The following is a 14,938-nucleotide window of genomic DNA, read 5'->3' on the forward strand; positions in this document are numbered from 1 at the left end:
GTCCTGCTCTGATAAGTAACGGACGGCTGATTAAGGTATTACTATCTATTTATAAGTTATTTACGGACGACAGCGATAACAAAAGTAGGCGTTAACTACCGCTACACCGCATAAGCTAGCACATCGAGCTTGGCATGATGTTCGTCAAGATAGTCATTGACCATAGGCTCGCAGCAGCCGCAACAAGTGGCGACATCAAGGGTCTCTTTTAAGCCATCGAGCGTGTCAATACCTGCAGCTATGGCGGCTTGAATTTGCTTTTCTTTGACGTCGTTACAGATGCAAACGTACATATAACTACCCCTACTTTACTCTCTTAATGCTATTGGTGTGCCAATCACTACAAACTGGCTTAATTATCATTATAATGATAATTATTAGCATTTACAATACCTTTTATAACTCTCCTTTCATCGCTCTTTTGTCTTCCGTATTTCTACCTTTTATTAAAAGAAGGAGTCGCTATCTACAGCGATAATAATCAACAACCCTCATAAAAGACGATAACTAAAGAAATTTGTGGCCTTACTTATAAATATTTACTTACTTACATATAATTAAATCGCAAAATTTGATAAAATAAGCAGTATGAAATGTATTAAATAACCGATAAACGGTATTTTTATTATAAATTGACACTTAAGTATTCTAGAAGTTAGGATGTTGTCGGTATTCCTAATACTCATTAATATTGTTTTTAGTATGCTAGTTATGTCAGTACTATTAATGAATGTCATAATTTATTTCTTAACTATCTTTTATGACTATTTACTGATTTAATATCCCATATTTATTGATACCCTATCACTTCTTCTCAGACTGGTTTATATACCTATCATTGACTTTTTTGTGAACAGATTTGTGAGCAGATAATCTATCATTCAAGAGACCTTTATATGTCTAACTCAAATAATGCTATACAGCCTATCGAGCTGTTCAAAGTCTTGTCCGACCCTACGCGTCTAAAGCTGTTTCAGATTTTATATAAAAAAGAAGCACGCTGTGTGGGCGAATTAGTAGACATGCTAGATCAGCCGCAGCCAACAATATCTCGGCATCTTAACCATCTCAAAAAGCTAGGTATTCTCAGCTGTGTGCGTGATGGTACGTGGATGTGGTATAAAGTTGCGAATGACACGCCTGATTGGTGTGCCACTATCCTTGAGACGACTTATCAGACGCTAAAAGAACAAAATGCACCAGTGAAAGAGACGAATAACGCTCGAAGCGCTGATGCATAAACGAGCTGATAGCTCGCTACTCAAACAGAGCATCAGAATGTAAGAACAAGGCGTAATCGTTCTACTGAAGCGCAAAAAAAGACCTATAGCTAGCTATAGGTCTTTTTTTGCGTCGTATTAAGCCAAATCTAAGAAGTCACTGACAAAGCTGTTGGCAGGCTGGTTAATGAGCTGCTCTGAGGTACCAACTTGCTCGACACGGCCATGATTCATAACCACAATCTCATCAGATATCGCCCGCGCCTCTTCTTGATCATGGGTCACCATGATACTAGTAATCCCTAATTCGTGATGAATGTCCTTGAGCCAAGTCCGTAGCTCTTTACGCACTTTGGCATCTAGCGCGCCAAAGGGCTCATCTAATAATAACAGCTTGGGCTTCACCGCTAAGGCACGAGCTAACGCAATACGTTGGCGCTGCCCGCCTGAAAGCTGATGGGGATAGGCATTGGCAAGTTGCGGCAATTTTACCAGATCTAAAAGCTCCGCCACTCGTTTTTTAATATCGGTTTTACTAGGTCTTTCAGATTTGGGTAATAACGTCAGCCCAAAGGCGATGTTATCGGCGATATTTTTATGACGGAACAGCGCGTAATGCTGAAACATAAACCCAATATGACGCTTTTGTACTGGAATATCCGTCACATCTAAATCATCGAACAATATCTGCCCAGAATCTGCGTACTCTAGACCGGCAATAATACGTAGCAGCGTGGTTTTACCACAGCCTGAGGGACCTAATAAGGTAGTCAACTTACCTGTAGGTACGGTGATATTGATATTATTCAAAGCGGTAAAATCACCAAAGGTTTTATTAACATCTCTAATTTCAATACTCATACGTGTATCTCTTATTCGCTTATAATATGAATGGCTTACGCTATCTGTTATTTAGGCTTATCCATTGTAGGTGTGTCATTGGCGCTAACAGGCAGCTCAGGAGCAGCAACCAGACGCGCTGACTTGGCAAATTTGCGCTCTTGCATTTTAGTCATCACTTGCTGCAGCAGTAGTGTCACTAGTGCTAGCGCTGCCAATAAGCTAGATAAAGCAAAGGCGGCGGTAAAGTTATACTCGTTATAAGCAATCTCAACCAGTAGCGGCATCGTATTAGTCTCGCCTCTTATGTGCCCAGATACCACACTCACCGCACCAAACTCGCCCATAGCGCGCGCATTAGTCAAAATCAGACCATACAGCAGCGCCCATTTAATATTAGGCATAGTAATATGCCAAAACGTTTGCCACCCACTAGCGCCAAGCGTCAAGGCCGCTTGCTCTTCAGAGTCGCCTTGGGTCTGCATCAAAGGTATCAGCTCACGCGCGACAAACGGAAAAGTGACAAATAAGGTAGCAAGCACAATGCCAGGTACCGCAAAAATAATCTGAAAACCAAGACCTTCAAGCCAGCCGCCAACTGGAGAATTAAGACCAAATAGCAAGATAAACATCAAACCTGCGACCACTGGTGACACTGAAAACGGCAAATCTAGTAATGTGGTAACGAGCTGCTTACCTTTGAACTGATAGCGCGTCACCAACCAAGCGATAGCGATACCCATCACCATATTGATCGGTAAGACGATAGCGGCCGTCAGTAGCGTCAACTTTATCGCTTGTAGCGCTTCTGGCTCTACTAGTGAAGCGATGTATAGATCCCAGCCGCCCTTTAGCGCTTCATAAAAGACTGCAAGCAGCGGTATGACAAGCATGATAATCATAAACAGCACGGCAATGCCAATAAATGTGCGTCTGATCCATGGCGAATCTTTAGTGGCGGGATTACTTTGGTAGTCGTAGCTATTGGCTATTTGCATCTTAGCGTGCTCCTACGCGGCGCGATAATCGCCACTGCACTATATTTATACTTAATAAAATAACAAAAGAGATCATGAGCATAAATAAAGCCACTGCTGAGGCACCCTGAATATCGAATTGCTCAAGCTTACTGATAATAATAATTGGTAAAATCTCAGACTGCATTGGGATATTACCGGCGATAAAAATAACGGAGCCGTACTCGCCGGTTGCGCGTGCAAACATCATACCCGCGCCCATAAATAACGCCGGTAGTAGCTCAGGTAAGATAACTTTACGAAATGTCGTGATACGATTGGCTCCTAGCACCGCTGAAGCCTCTTCAAATTCAACAGATAGCTCAGCGAGTACTGGCTGTACCGCTCTTACAATGAAGGGAAAGCTGACGACAACTAAAGCAAGCCAAATACCAATAGGTGTAAAGGCGACTTGAATATCGAATTTGGCAAACCACTGCCCTATCAGACCGTTGGGAGCATAAAGGGTCGCAAGCGAGATACCGGTCACCGCCGTTGGCAAGGCAAAGGGCAAATCGACTAAGGCATTAATCAAGGATTTGCCCCAAAACTCGTAACGTACTAGCACCCAAGCGACGAGCGTACCGAAGACCATGTTCGTCAGCATCGCAAGAAACGACACCCATAAGCTTAATTTGATAGCAGCGGTGACTTGCGGCTGAGAAATGGTGTCCCAAAATCCCGACCAGCCCATCTGCGTCGTCGTATAAGCCATCATTGCAAACGGCAACACCACCAGTAGCGACAAGCTAAAAACAGTAATACCCATGCTTAGTCCGAAACCCGGTAGCACATTGCGCTGACGCATACGCGTAAGCCAACCTTTTTTTGCCGGTTTAGACGAGGTGCTGACAGGAGGTGTCGTTACGCTCATAGTTATATCCTAATTATTACGTCGCTGTCTGTATTTTTATGGGCACTTATTCATCATCATGAGTGCTTTGTTTTTTAGTGCTCTTTATTTTATAGTGAGCATCTAGGCAGCTTACGGTATAAAGGACATAGCGCAAGTGGCCATGTCCTTATTTATTTATAATGGAAATTTTGGATTTGCCGGTCAGTTAAGACAGCAAATCAAGGCAATAATAATAGCGAGCTGTTACCGTCAGAACTACTGCGGAGCATTCACCCGTCAGAACTACTGCGGAGCATTCACCGCTAGCTGGTCAAAGACGCCATTATCACTGAAGAAGTTACTCATAATCTCATCCCATGAGCCAAAAGTATCATTAGGGCGGAAGGTCTCAATTGGTGGTAATTTATCACCGTTTTTATCAAGGACGCTTTGCACACTTGGACGTAGATACAAGTTGGCCGCTAACTGCTGAGCCGGCTCGCTCCATAAGTAGTCTAGATAAGCTTTGGCTGCATCTGTCGTGCCTTTTTTCTCAGTGACCGCATTGACGATAGCAACAGGGCTCTCTGACTTAATCGAGTAGTTTGGATAGACGATATCGACTTGCCCTTGTCCAAACTTAGTGGCAGCGAGGTTCGCTTCATTCTCAAAAGTAACGAGCACATCGCCGATACCGCGCTGGACGAAAGTGGTGGTTGCCGCGCGTCCGCCATTCTCGTAAACCTTGACGTTTTTGAGCATGTCTCTGACATAGTTTTGGGCATTGTCTTCGTTATTATCAAAAGCGTGTAAGCCATAACCATAAGCGCCTAGAAAAGCGTAGCGACCATTGCCTGTGACCTTTGGATTCGCCATGACAATCTCAACACCATCTTTGGTCAAATCTTCCCAGTCGTTGATATTTTTAGGATTGTCTTTACGTACTAAAAAGACGATCGTACTGGTAAAAGGTACGGCGTTATCCGGAAACTGCTGCTCCCAGTCGTCCGCTACTAGCCCTTCTTTTTGTAACAGCTCGATGTCTGAGCCTTGGTTCATAGTCGCTACATCAGCTTGCAAACCATTAGCAACGGACAATGCTTGCTTACTTGAGCCACCATGCGACTGCTTAATATTGATATTAGCGTTAGGGTTTTCAGCTTGGTAATGCTCAACGAACATGGGGTTGTAGTCTTTATAAAAATCACGCGCCACATCATAAGAGACATTTAATAGTTCAATGTTTTGCGCCTCTCCGCTTGCAGCAGGATCAGCGCTGGCTGCCGCGTCCGCTGTTTCATTATTACTACAGCCCGCTAGTCCAAGCGTGACCGCTACGCCTGCGATACTAAGGGCGCTCAGTGTTTTATTTTTAAAAAAGTGGGTTTTATTTAAAGAGTAGCTTTTGGGAGAAGTCGTCATAAATGCCTCGAATAGGTAGAGAATTAAAGCGTCATAAAAAGGTTTGGTGGCTCATTTAATTATTCATTCAATTATGCTGAGTAATCATGCAAGTATGCTAACAGTGTCTGCATATTATCTTTAATGACGAATATGTGTATATTTCTGCCAAAATGGAATATCAAAATAAACAGTGGCTAGAGTTTTATCAGCTCCCTTTACTGAGTATGAGCTTGCGCAAGCTTATCGAAGCGGCCGCCCTCTACGAAAAACAGCGCCATAATCTTATCCCATGATCCAAAGACTTCCGTTGGCTCAAAGGTATCAATGACAGGCAGCGTACTGCGATGCGCTTGAAGAATCGTTTGGTCACTAGGACGCAGATACATCGTAGCGATTAGCTCCTGCGCAGGCGCGCTCCATAATTCTTTTAGATAAGTATTTGCCGCTTTAGTACTGCCTTTTTTAGCTTTGACCACAGCGACTGGGTTATTGATAATGATAGAATAGCTGGGATAAACAATATCAACTTGTCCTTTCGCATATTTTTGGGCGACTAGACGCGCCTCGTTCTCCGTGGTGATAAGCACATCCCCTAGTTGGCGCTGAGTAAAGCTAGTGGTAGCGGCTCGCGCGCCATTGTCATAAGTGACGACATTAGCGAGCAGTCGCTTGATAAAGCTATCGGTTTGCGGTGCTTTTTCAGGCGTTTCTTTAAAGTGCTGCAAACCGTACCCATAAGCACCTAAGAAAGCATAACGTGCGGTGCCACTAGTTTTTGGATTTGGCATAACGACTTCTACATCAGTCCGTTCCAGATCCTGCCAATCTTGAATGTTTTTAGGATTACCAGCACGTACTAGCAGCACCACCGTACTGGTATAAGGCACCGCTTGATTTGGTAGCGCTTGCTGCCAATCTGTTGCGACTAAACCCTTTTTAACCAGCAGCTCCATATCGCTCTCTTGGTTTAGAGTGACGACATCGGCTTGCAAACCATTGGCAACCGACAATGCTTGCTTGCTTGAGCCGCCATGCGATTGATTGATTTTGACTGTGCTGTTGGGATGCTGTTTTTGATAGCTCTTGGCAAATAAGTCGTTATAGTCTTTATAAAAATCACGTGAGACGTCATATGAGACGTTGAGTAAACTGATATCTTGCGCAGCACTTGTATCGGCTTGGGTTTGATTACAGCCTATCAAAACCAGGCTCGCGAGTGCTACGCTAGCGGGTGTTAAGACTTTCGATGACTGCACATTTAACGATAACTTTGATAAATACTTTAACAACAAAGGCTTGCTTTGCATGGACGTCTCCTTGAAATAATAACCACCGCTTTTCAAAAGTTTTATGACGGTAGTTATTGGCTGAGTGGTAGCCAAATAAGTCATTATCTAAATACTTGATCAATGAAAACGGTTCTAAAGATAATGAAAGGGATAATGAAAGCTATGCTAGCAGCTCGCTTATAAAATGCTTAGTGACGAAAACGCTTATCAAATGAATATCTTGGCATAAGTTACGTTATTAGCTATGCTGCCTTAATCTAACCTGTTATTTCTTCTATTTCTAAGCATTAAGGCTTATATATGACCTTGCATACCTCTCAAAAACCCTATTCATCGATCGCTATATTAAGTGCTCTGATAATCAGCAGCGCTTCGCTAGTAGGCTGTAATAACACCTCATCCGCTACTAATACTGTGGCGACAGCTAGCACGTCAACAGTAGCCGCTCTGTCCCCTGCCGTACAAACCGTTGTCGGTGATTATGCTTCAGAAGGTTATGCGAAAAGAGCCCAAGGTAATGATTGGGTAGCGGTAATGATATCTGCCAATGGCTCTGAGCAGATCAATATAAAGGTGCGTGCTCGTAGCGATGTGAAAAAGCCTACTTGTACTTTTGATGGACAAGCAAAGCTTATGGGTCAAGATCAAGCGCACGGGGTTATCTTTGAGACAAGAGCTAATGACAGTAAGGTATTTCTACAGTTTCAAAACGGTAAGCTCACGATAGATAGTGATGATAAATACGCATTAAACTATTATTGCTCTGGTGGCGCCTCAATCGTTGGTGAGTATCAAAAACTTAAGACGAATCTAGAACTAAGCTAGGCTTATTGAATAATAATTTGAATAAAAAAGGTGGCAAATAATATATTTGCCACCTTTTTCTTCATATTATGAATTTTCGGATGCGGCTCAAGTAGGGTTACACCGCTGAAGCACCCGTTAGCTTCACTTCAGCACGCTCCTCACGGGCGATACCGGCATAGTAATTACGCAAGATAGCGAGTACCTCAGGGCGACTGAAGTTATCGGGCACGTCTTCATCTTCTGACAACGCTTTACGCAGCTTGGTGCCTGACACTTTGACATGCTCAGACGCTTCATGCGGGCAGGTTTTATCAGACGCCATTGCGTTACAGGCATTACACCAAAACGTCCAACCTATTTTCAATGGCTGAGTAATCAGATCGTCCTTGCCGACATAATCAAAGATAGTTTGCGCGTCAAACGCACCATAATAATCACCGACGCCGGCATGATCGCGGCCAACGATCAAATGGCTACAGCCATAGTTTTGACGGAAGACGGCATGCAGTAAGGCCTCACGCGGACCAGCATAACGCATATCTAGCGGATACCCGGCTTGAATAACGGTGTCCGCTCTAAAGTAGTTATCAATCAGCGTCTTAATCGCTTCTTGACGCACTTCAGCGGGAATATCACCTGGTTTGAGAGCGCCGAGTAGTGAATGAATCAGTACGCCATCACAAATCTCGATCGCAATCTTGGCAAGGTATTCATGCGAGCGGTGCATCGGATTGCGCGTCTGAAAGGCAGCGACTGTTTTCCAGCCTTTGGCATCCAATATTTCACGCGTCTCAGCTGGCGTTTTATAAATCTCCGGATACAGCTCGGGGAACTCGCCTTCGCTTAATACTTCTACGCGGCCTGCGACATTAACCTCACCTTGACGCAGGACTTGCTGTACGCCCGGATGCTCAGGATCAGTCGTGGTAAAGACTTGCTGGCACTCATGATCTTTATCAATATTATAGGTTTCTTCAACCGTAATGATGCCCATCACTTCGCCATCTTCGGCTACCAAAGCCACTTTATCCCCTTGATTAAGATTATCCGTTAACACTTTAGGCGCGGATAAGGTAATCGGAATTGGCCAAAATAGTCCGGCGTTGTCGCCTGATTTTAGGCGCATCTCATCGACCACACCTTGCCAGTCAGCCTGATTCATAAAGCCATTAAGCGGCGTAAAACCGCCGATACCTAGCATTATCAAATCCCCACGCTCGCGTGAGCTTAGGGTGATGGTCGGTAGTGTGCTGGCAAGTTTAAGCGCTTTCGTGCGCGCGTCGCCTTCTAATAATAAGGGTTTGAGCGCGTCACTACCATGTGGTGGCACCAGTTTTGATGTCGAAGTTGCTTGAGCAGATAAAGATGTCATATTGTTAACCTTAAAACAGCGGATAAATTGGCTTGTTAATACGTGGCTTGTTAATACAATGTGGCTTATTAATTCAATGCGACTAGGCTACCGAATTTTAGTTATGAAAATTTATGCTGTGTTTGGATATGGATATGACTTATAGGAATTTATATTTATCAGCGCACAGTTATATGATGTCAGCCTATATTGCTTTAAGTCCATTCTTAGACGGCTTAGTGCTAAAGCACACCTTAGAATTATTACACACGCAAATCACTATTGAGATGACGTCATGTACCAATATAACTATGCGGATCAAACGCTGGTAGAAGAACGTGTCGCCCAGTTCCGCGACCAAACCGAACGGTTTTTGGCAGGCGAGCTTGCCGAGGAGCAATTTTTGCCGCTGCGTTTGCAGAACGGTCTTTATATCCAACGTTATGCGCCGATGTTGCGTATTGCGGTTCCATATGGCTTGCTGGCAACCTATCAGTTGCGCAAGCTCGCTGAGATTACCCGCAAATATGACAGAGGTTACGGACACTTTACCACTCGTACCAATATGCAGCTGAACTGGCCAAAACTTGAAGAAGTGCCAGATATTTTGGCGGAGCTCGCGTCGGTACAGATGCATGCCATTCAGACTTCGGGCAACTGTATTCGCAATACCACCACTGACCCTTACGCTGGTATTCATAAAGAAGAGATCGCCGATCCGCGCCCCTATTGCGAGATTATCCGTCAATGGTCAACCTTTCATCCTGAGTTTGCATTTTTACCGCGCAAATTTAAGATTGCCGTCATTGGCACGGCTAAAGATCGAGCAGCGACGCAAGTGCATGATATCGGACTGCATTTAAAGAAAAATGATGCAGGCGAGCTTGGTTTTGAGGTGATTGTTGGTGGCGGGCTTGGACGTACGCCAGTGATTGGCAAAACCATTAATACATTCTTACCGCGCCATCATTTGCTCAGCTATTTAGATGCGATTTTGCGCGTCTATAATCTGCATGGTCGCCGCGACAATAAATTCAAAGCGCGTATCAAGATATTGGTCGATAGCATGGGCGGACCGGCGTTTGCCAAATTGGTCGACGCTGAATGGGAAGCGCACACCAAAGATGGCTCATTAACTCTAACTGATGCCAACTTTGACAAAGCCAGCAGCTATTTTACCGAGCCTGATTACCTAAGCTTTGATGCGCTCCAGGTACAGTCGGACTTGCAGCAGCAATTAAACGCTGATAAAGACTTTGCCAATTGGTATAAGCAAAATACCGTGGCCCATAAAATCGCAGGGTATCGCGCAGTAGTGATTTCCTTAAAAGCAGGCTTGGTCGACGGTAAGTATGTACCCTCAGGTGACATCAGTGAGTCGCAAATGGATGCACTCGCCGACCTCGCCGATGAACATAGCTTTGGTGAATTACGTGGTACTTATCAGCAAAATCTGGTTTTCGCTGATGTACAAACCAACCGCTTATACGAGCTATGGCAACAGCTGGTTGCGCTACATTTAGCCCGTCCAAATATCAATACCCTCACCGATATGATCGTCTGCCCAGGCTGGGACTTTTGCTCGCTTGCCAATGCTACGACCCACAATATCGCTGAGCAAATCGAAAAGCAGTTTGATGATCTCGACTACCTGTATGATTTGGGTGAAATTCGCCTCAACATGTCGGGCTGTATGAATGCCTGTGCGCATCACCATACCGGTGATATTGGTATCCTTGGTGTCGATAAAAAAGGCGAATACTGGTATCAAATCAGCCTCGGTGGAAACTCTAGTAACGATGCCAAAATTGGTAAGATACTGGGTAGATCGGTGCCATCTGATGATGTAGCGACAACGATACAAAAGATAGTAGACGTCTATCTAGAGCAACGCGTGGCTAATGACAATGAGGTAGAAGGTTTTGGTGAGCTGATCAATCGTATCGGCCTTGCGCCCTTTAAGGAGAAGGTCTATGGGTAATCATCATCTGTTCAATAGTGATGCTGTGGACATCAGTCAAAACGATACCTGGCATGCATTGACGACTAACGATCTACCAGATGGTATCGCACTGACCCACATATCATTGCTCGAAATTTTGCAAAAGCAAGAAAAGCTCGATGTGCTCTTGCCGCTTAGCGATTTATTGGATGCTAAAGGCAATATTGCTGGTGGCCTATTGCAAGAAGTGTATGAATTACTAGCTCAACATACCAGCAATCTTGGTGTTTGGGTGACATCTAATAGTGATACGGAAGTACTGACTCGCATACCAGAGTTTTTATTGCAGCAAGATTTGATTGTGATCAATGTGCCGGTGTTCACCGATGGGCGCGGCTTTAGCTTTGCCCAGACCCTACGCCAAATCGGTTACCAAGGTGAGATTCGTATGGCTGGCAATTTTGGACGTGACCAAATTGCCTACCTACTACGTGCAGGCGCAGACAGTTTTATGATAAGCGCGCATGACCTACAGTCTATCTCTGATATCAGCCAAGCATTTAACGCGCTAGCGAGCAGTTATGACGGTCGTAACGCCGCCGACTTACCGATGTTTGCGGGCGCTTAGTATCTAATTATCGTTATTTTATTCAATATTGCTTTTTATTTAATTTAATCCCTTATTAATCTACTCCCCATTAAGGAACGTATTATGAGTCAATTACATCCAAACCTAGATATCGACCAAGCCAACCAAGAGCTACAAGGTAAGTCGCCTGAGCAAATCGTTGAATGGGCGCTTTCTCAAGCCAAAAACCCTATTATCACTACCAACTTCCGTCCGTATGAGTCGGCTATTTTGCATTTAGTCGCCAAGCAGCGTCCTGATATCACCGTATTATGGGTAGATTCTGGTTATAACACTGATGCCACTTATCGCTTTGCTAACAAGGTGATTAACGATTTAGATCTAAACGTCATCACTTATATCCCTAAACAAACCGCTGCCCATCGTGACGCCACGATGAATGGTATTCCGGGGATTGATAACCCGCAACATGATAAGTTTACCGAGCAAGTCAAGCTTGAGCCATTCCGCCGTGCACTTGATGAGCTAAAGCCTGACGTCTGGTTCAATGCTATTCGTAAAGATCAAACCGAATTCCGCCAAGGTCTTGATGTTTTAAGCTTATCAAAAGATGGCGTGTTAAAAGTTGCACCATTATTTGAAAAAACAGACGCCGATTTGGATATTTATCTTGACGAGCACAATCTACCTAACGAGCATGATTACTTTGATCCAACGAAGGTTGAAGAAAGCCGTGAGTGTGGTCTTCATACTCAGCTTTAACATTAAGCTGTAATGTGCAAAAACAGAAAAGCCCTCTCGTTATGAAAGGGCTTTTTATTGTATTGACGACTGATAAAAAGAGGAATTACTATTTACGACCAAGTACCCAGCCGCCATCCATAAACACGTTAGAACCGTGCATATAATTCGAATCGTCTGAAGCTAAGAATACCGCTAAAGCGGCAATTTCCTCTGGCTTGCCGGCGCGCTGAGCAGGAATACGGTCTAAGCGCTCATCATCAATACCCTCAGTCATTGGCGTCTCGATAAAACCTGGTGATAAGATATTCACTTTCACGCCTTGACTGCCAAAGTCAAACGCTAATTGTTTGCTGAATCCTAACACTGCATGCTTAGAGGTCACATAAGCGGAACCGCCCGGACCGGCCACTTGTGTTGCTTGCGAACCAACATTGATAATCGCGCCTTTGCCTTGCTTAATAAAGTGCGGAATCACCGCTTTTGCTGCCAGATATGGCGCTTTAACATTAATCGCCATCAGTTTGTCGTATAAGTCTTCTTCTAATTCGACCGCATTATCATAAGCATCGTGGATGCCCGCGCCGTTATATAAAATGTCGATTTGACCATAGGTCTCTAGTGCTTTATCAACCACTGCCTCAATCTCAACTTTATTAGTTACATTGGCTTTTACAAAAATAGCCTCTTGTCCCTTGTCTTTAATATCTTGAACAATACGATTACCGTCTTCGTCATCGCGTCCAGAAACAACGACTTTTGCGCCCTCGTCCGCATAGGCTTTTGCCGTGGCTTCCCCCAGTCCGGAGGTGCCGCCAAATACGATCGCTACTCTGTCTTGTAATTTCATAGTACTTATCCTTTTTTGTTTTTATGTTTATAAATAATACATCACTCTTAAATATATTAGCACAGTCAGCAAGATAGTCAGGTTGGGCTCTGGTAGGTTGTTTTACGGTTGCATTAATATTCAGAGCTATCTATTCCTATTTCAAACGAAAAACCCCACCCTTATGAAGAATATAACTATGCTAATGCCAATCCGTTAGGTGAGATAGCGCGCGCGATACTTCATAATGGCAGCATATTTGAATTGAAGGCTCATAACATTATGAATACCTTTCCGCTATTTTTTAAACTAGAAGGCCGCAAAGTATTGATCGTTGGCGGCGGTGATGTCGCACTGCGTAAAGCGGATTTATTAAGCCGAGCAGGAGCAAGCATTACTGTCGTCGCGCCTGATATTTGCGAAGAGTTGCAAGCGCTACTAACTAGTGACAGCACGACAGATAAAGAAAGTCAGCACCAGCTTATTTCTGCCGAATATGACAAGTCCTATATGGCAGGCGTGCGTATTATCATCGCCGGTACTGATGATGAAGCGCTCAATCAGCAAATCCATGCCGATGCGACCGCGCTAAATATCCCTGTCAATGTGGTCGATACGCCGCATTTATGCGACTTTATTTTCCCGGCTATCGTCGATCGCAACCCTATCGTGATTGGTATCTCATCGAACGGTAAAGCACCTGTATTAGCGCGTTTATTGCGAGCGCGTTTAGAGACCTTGATTCCACAAGGCTATGGCAAATTAGCAAAACTAGCCGGCGACTTTCGCAGCGAGGTCAAAGCTAAAATACCCACGCTAACTGGTCGTCGTCAGTTTTGGGAGCGAGCCTTTGAAGGAAAAGTCAGCGAGCTCATCTTTGCCGGTAATGAGACTGAGGCAAACGCGCAGCTGCAAAAAGACTTAAACGAGACAGCAGAAAAAATTGCCCAGAAAAAGCATAGCAATAATAAAGTCAGCAATACGCGAACAGCGCCTACAAATTTTGAAAAAGCGAATTCTCAAGAGCTGAACTCTCCTGAAAGTGATAACGATGAGACAAGCAAGCCGCCAGTCGGTGAAGTGTATATCGTCGGTGCAGGTCCTGGCGATCCAGAATTATTAACCTTTAAAGCACTACGTCTAATGCAGCAAGCCGATATTGTCTTTTATGATGCGCTGGTGTCCCCGCAAGTCTTAGATCTATGTCGACGTGATGCCGATAAAGTCTATGTCGGTAAAAAACGTAGTAATCATGCGGTAGCGCAATTAGGTATTAACGAGCTGTTAGTCAATGAGGCCAAAAAAGGGCGCCGAGTCGTTCGTCTTAAAGGCGGTGATCCGTTTATCTTTGGTCGTGGTGGTGAGGAGATTGAGAGCCTGCGCGCGCATCATATTCCTTATCAAGTCGTGCCTGGTATCACTGCGGCTAATGCAGCTGCAAGTTACGCTGGTATTCCACTCACCCACCGCGATCATTCACAGTCCGTGCGTTTTGTTACCGGATTTTTAAAGGCAGGCGCACCGAATAATAATTTCAAAAGCTTTCTCAATACCGATGAGACGGTGGTGTTTTATATGGGTCTACACTCATTACCACGTTTGACTGAGGGCTTAATCGAAGCTGGGCGTAGTAGTGAAACCCCTATTGCAATTGTCTCTAACGCTAGTATGCCCAATCAGCAAGTATTAACGGGGACACTTGCTGACATCGTTGAGTTGCAAGAAAAAAGCCAGCTTCCCACGCCAGCGCTACTTATCATGGGTGACGTAGTCGCGCTGCATCATGATTTAGCTTGGTACAATCTGCACCTGCAGCAGCATGATGAAAGTCTAGCTGATACTGACAGTAATTGGCTGCGAGGCGGTAGCGCTTCCACGCCAAAGGGTGCGTTAGCTGACAAAAAGAGTGAAGCTCAGCAACAAGCGCATGCTTTGTCGATGATTGCTACTCTTGCTGAGACAAAAGAGGATAGTTTAGAGCAGTTGGTCATTGGTTAACTGTTTTATTCTTATGATTCTCATTGAATGCAGCCACTTTAATTATTTGTTAAAGTGGCTTTTTCATTAGCATTTCT

13 protein-coding genes and 1 pseudogene are annotated in these 14,938 nt (G+C 44.4%); 6 read left to right on the forward strand and 8 right to left on the reverse strand.

Annotated elements, in window-relative coordinates; genetic code table 11:
* Nucleotides 1-101: 101 nt before the first annotated feature.
* Nucleotides 102-293: a (2Fe-2S)-binding protein gene (locus tag ACS8FD_RS06355; protein WP_439274997.1), complete on the reverse strand. Its 192-nt coding sequence runs from the start codon at nucleotides 291-293 to the stop codon at nucleotides 102-104.
* Nucleotides 294-896: 603 nt separating this feature from the next.
* On the opposite strand from ACS8FD_RS06355, the gene ACS8FD_RS06360 reads away from it, so the two are divergent.
* Entirely contained in the window at nucleotides 897-1,241 is a 345-nt protein-coding gene (locus ACS8FD_RS06360; protein ID WP_439274998.1) for an ArsR/SmtB family transcription factor, read from the forward strand.
* 120 nt (nucleotides 1,242-1,361) lie between these two features.
* On the opposite strand, the pseudogene ACS8FD_RS06365 reads toward ACS8FD_RS06360, so the two are convergent.
* From ACS8FD_RS06365 to ACS8FD_RS06385, 5 genes and pseudogenes are all read right to left on the reverse strand, one after another.
* Nucleotides 1,362-2,081: pseudogene (locus ACS8FD_RS06365) on the reverse strand (sulfate/molybdate ABC transporter ATP-binding protein); the annotation flags it as partial.
* 47 nt (nucleotides 2,082-2,128) lie between these two features.
* Complete coding sequence (gene cysW / locus ACS8FD_RS06370) at nucleotides 2,129-3,058, reverse strand: sulfate ABC transporter permease subunit CysW (protein ID WP_439274999.1); 930 nt, start codon at nucleotides 3,056-3,058, stop codon at nucleotides 2,129-2,131.
* Nucleotide 3,059: 1 nt separating this feature from the next.
* A complete protein-coding gene (cysT, locus tag ACS8FD_RS06375) occupies nucleotides 3,060-3,884 on the reverse strand; it encodes a sulfate ABC transporter permease subunit CysT (RefSeq protein WP_439275031.1) in 825 nt (274 codons plus the stop codon).
* Between the two features lie 330 nt (nucleotides 3,885-4,214).
* Nucleotides 4,215-5,333 (reverse strand): sulfate ABC transporter substrate-binding protein, encoded by a 1,119-nt coding sequence (locus ACS8FD_RS06380; protein WP_439275000.1) that lies wholly within the window; start codon nucleotides 5,331-5,333, stop codon nucleotides 4,215-4,217.
* Nucleotides 5,334-5,530: 197 nt separating this feature from the next.
* On the reverse strand, nucleotides 5,531-6,622 hold the full coding sequence (locus ACS8FD_RS06385; RefSeq protein ID WP_439275001.1) for a sulfate ABC transporter substrate-binding protein: 1,092 nt from the start codon (nucleotides 6,620-6,622) through the stop codon (nucleotides 5,531-5,533).
* A 282-nt stretch (nucleotides 6,623-6,904) separates the two neighbouring features.
* Here ACS8FD_RS06385 and ACS8FD_RS06390 point away from each other — a divergent pair, with 282 nt between their 5' ends.
* The gene (locus ACS8FD_RS06390; protein WP_439275002.1) at nucleotides 6,905-7,429 is read left to right on the forward strand and encodes a hypothetical protein; all 525 of its coding nucleotides are present in this window, start codon (nucleotides 6,905-6,907) and stop codon (nucleotides 7,427-7,429) included.
* 97 nt (nucleotides 7,430-7,526) lie between these two features.
* Here ACS8FD_RS06390 and sat read toward each other — a convergent pair whose 3' ends face one another.
* Nucleotides 7,527-8,783 carry a sulfate adenylyltransferase gene (gene sat, locus ACS8FD_RS06395; RefSeq protein ID WP_439275003.1) on the reverse strand — a complete coding sequence of 419 codons (1,257 nt, stop codon included), beginning with the start codon at nucleotides 8,781-8,783 and terminating at the stop codon, nucleotides 7,527-7,529.
* 274 nt (nucleotides 8,784-9,057) lie between these two features.
* On the opposite strand from sat, the gene ACS8FD_RS06400 reads away from it, so the two are divergent.
* The 3 genes from ACS8FD_RS06400 to ACS8FD_RS06410 all read left to right on the forward strand — a co-directional run bounded on the left by ACS8FD_RS06400 (nucleotide 9,058) and on the right by ACS8FD_RS06410 (nucleotide 12,055).
* A complete protein-coding gene (locus ACS8FD_RS06400) occupies nucleotides 9,058-10,743 on the forward strand; it encodes a nitrite/sulfite reductase (protein WP_439275004.1) in 1,686 nt (561 codons plus the stop codon).
* Nucleotides 10,736-11,332: a DUF934 domain-containing protein gene (locus ACS8FD_RS06405; RefSeq protein WP_439275005.1), complete on the forward strand. Its 597-nt coding sequence runs from the start codon at nucleotides 10,736-10,738 to the stop codon at nucleotides 11,330-11,332. Before ACS8FD_RS06400 ends, ACS8FD_RS06405 begins: the two co-directional genes overlap by 8 nt.
* Nucleotides 11,333-11,416: 84 nt before the next feature.
* A complete protein-coding gene (locus ACS8FD_RS06410) occupies nucleotides 11,417-12,055 on the forward strand; it encodes a phosphoadenosine phosphosulfate reductase domain-containing protein (protein WP_439275006.1) in 639 nt (212 codons plus the stop codon).
* An 88-nt stretch (nucleotides 12,056-12,143) separates the two neighbouring features.
* On the opposite strand, the gene ACS8FD_RS06415 is transcribed toward ACS8FD_RS06410, so the two are convergent.
* Entirely contained in the window at nucleotides 12,144-12,884 is a 741-nt protein-coding gene (locus ACS8FD_RS06415; protein ID WP_439275007.1) for an SDR family NAD(P)-dependent oxidoreductase, read from the reverse strand.
* 261 nt (nucleotides 12,885-13,145) lie between these two features.
* Here ACS8FD_RS06415 and cobA point away from each other — a divergent pair, with 261 nt between their 5' ends.
* A complete protein-coding gene (cobA, locus tag ACS8FD_RS06420) occupies nucleotides 13,146-14,861 on the forward strand; it encodes a uroporphyrinogen-III C-methyltransferase (protein WP_439275008.1) in 1,716 nt (571 codons plus the stop codon).
* Nucleotides 14,862-14,938: the final 77 nt, after the last annotated feature.

Source organism: Psychrobacter sp. 1U2 (genome assembly GCF_051847575.1).

Bases quoted from the DNA above. Each gene is read 5' to 3' on its own strand.
- ACS8FD_RS06355 (WP_439274997.1), bottom strand. From the start codon at position 293: ATGTACGTTTGCATCTGTAACGACGTCAAAGAAAAGCAAATTCAAGCC.
- ACS8FD_RS06360 (WP_439274998.1), top strand. From the start codon at position 897: ATGTCTAACTCAAATAATGCTATACAGCCTATCGAGCTGTTCAAAGTC.
- cysW (WP_439274999.1), bottom strand. From the start codon at position 3,058: ATGCAAATAGCCAATAGCTACGACTACCAAAGTAATCCCGCCACTAAA.
- cysT (WP_439275031.1), bottom strand. From the start codon at position 3,884: ATGCGTCAGCGCAATGTGCTACCGGGTTTCGGACTAAGCATGGGTATT.
- ACS8FD_RS06380 (WP_439275000.1), bottom strand. From the start codon at position 5,333: ATGACGACTTCTCCCAAAAGCTACTCTTTAAATAAAACCCACTTTTTT.
- ACS8FD_RS06385 (WP_439275001.1), bottom strand. From the start codon at position 6,622: ATGCAAAGCAAGCCTTTGTTGTTAAAGTATTTATCAAAGTTATCGTTA.
- ACS8FD_RS06390 (WP_439275002.1), top strand. From the start codon at position 6,905: ATGACCTTGCATACCTCTCAAAAACCCTATTCATCGATCGCTATATTA.
- sat (WP_439275003.1), bottom strand. From the start codon at position 8,783: ATGACATCTTTATCTGCTCAAGCAACTTCGACATCAAAACTGGTGCCA.
- ACS8FD_RS06400 (WP_439275004.1), top strand. From the start codon at position 9,058: ATGTACCAATATAACTATGCGGATCAAACGCTGGTAGAAGAACGTGTC.
- ACS8FD_RS06405 (WP_439275005.1), top strand. From the start codon at position 10,736: ATGGGTAATCATCATCTGTTCAATAGTGATGCTGTGGACATCAGTCAA.
- ACS8FD_RS06410 (WP_439275006.1), top strand. From the start codon at position 11,417: ATGAGTCAATTACATCCAAACCTAGATATCGACCAAGCCAACCAAGAG.
- ACS8FD_RS06415 (WP_439275007.1), bottom strand. From the start codon at position 12,884: ATGAAATTACAAGACAGAGTAGCGATCGTATTTGGCGGCACCTCCGGA.
- cobA (WP_439275008.1), top strand. From the start codon at position 13,146: ATGAATACCTTTCCGCTATTTTTTAAACTAGAAGGCCGCAAAGTATTG.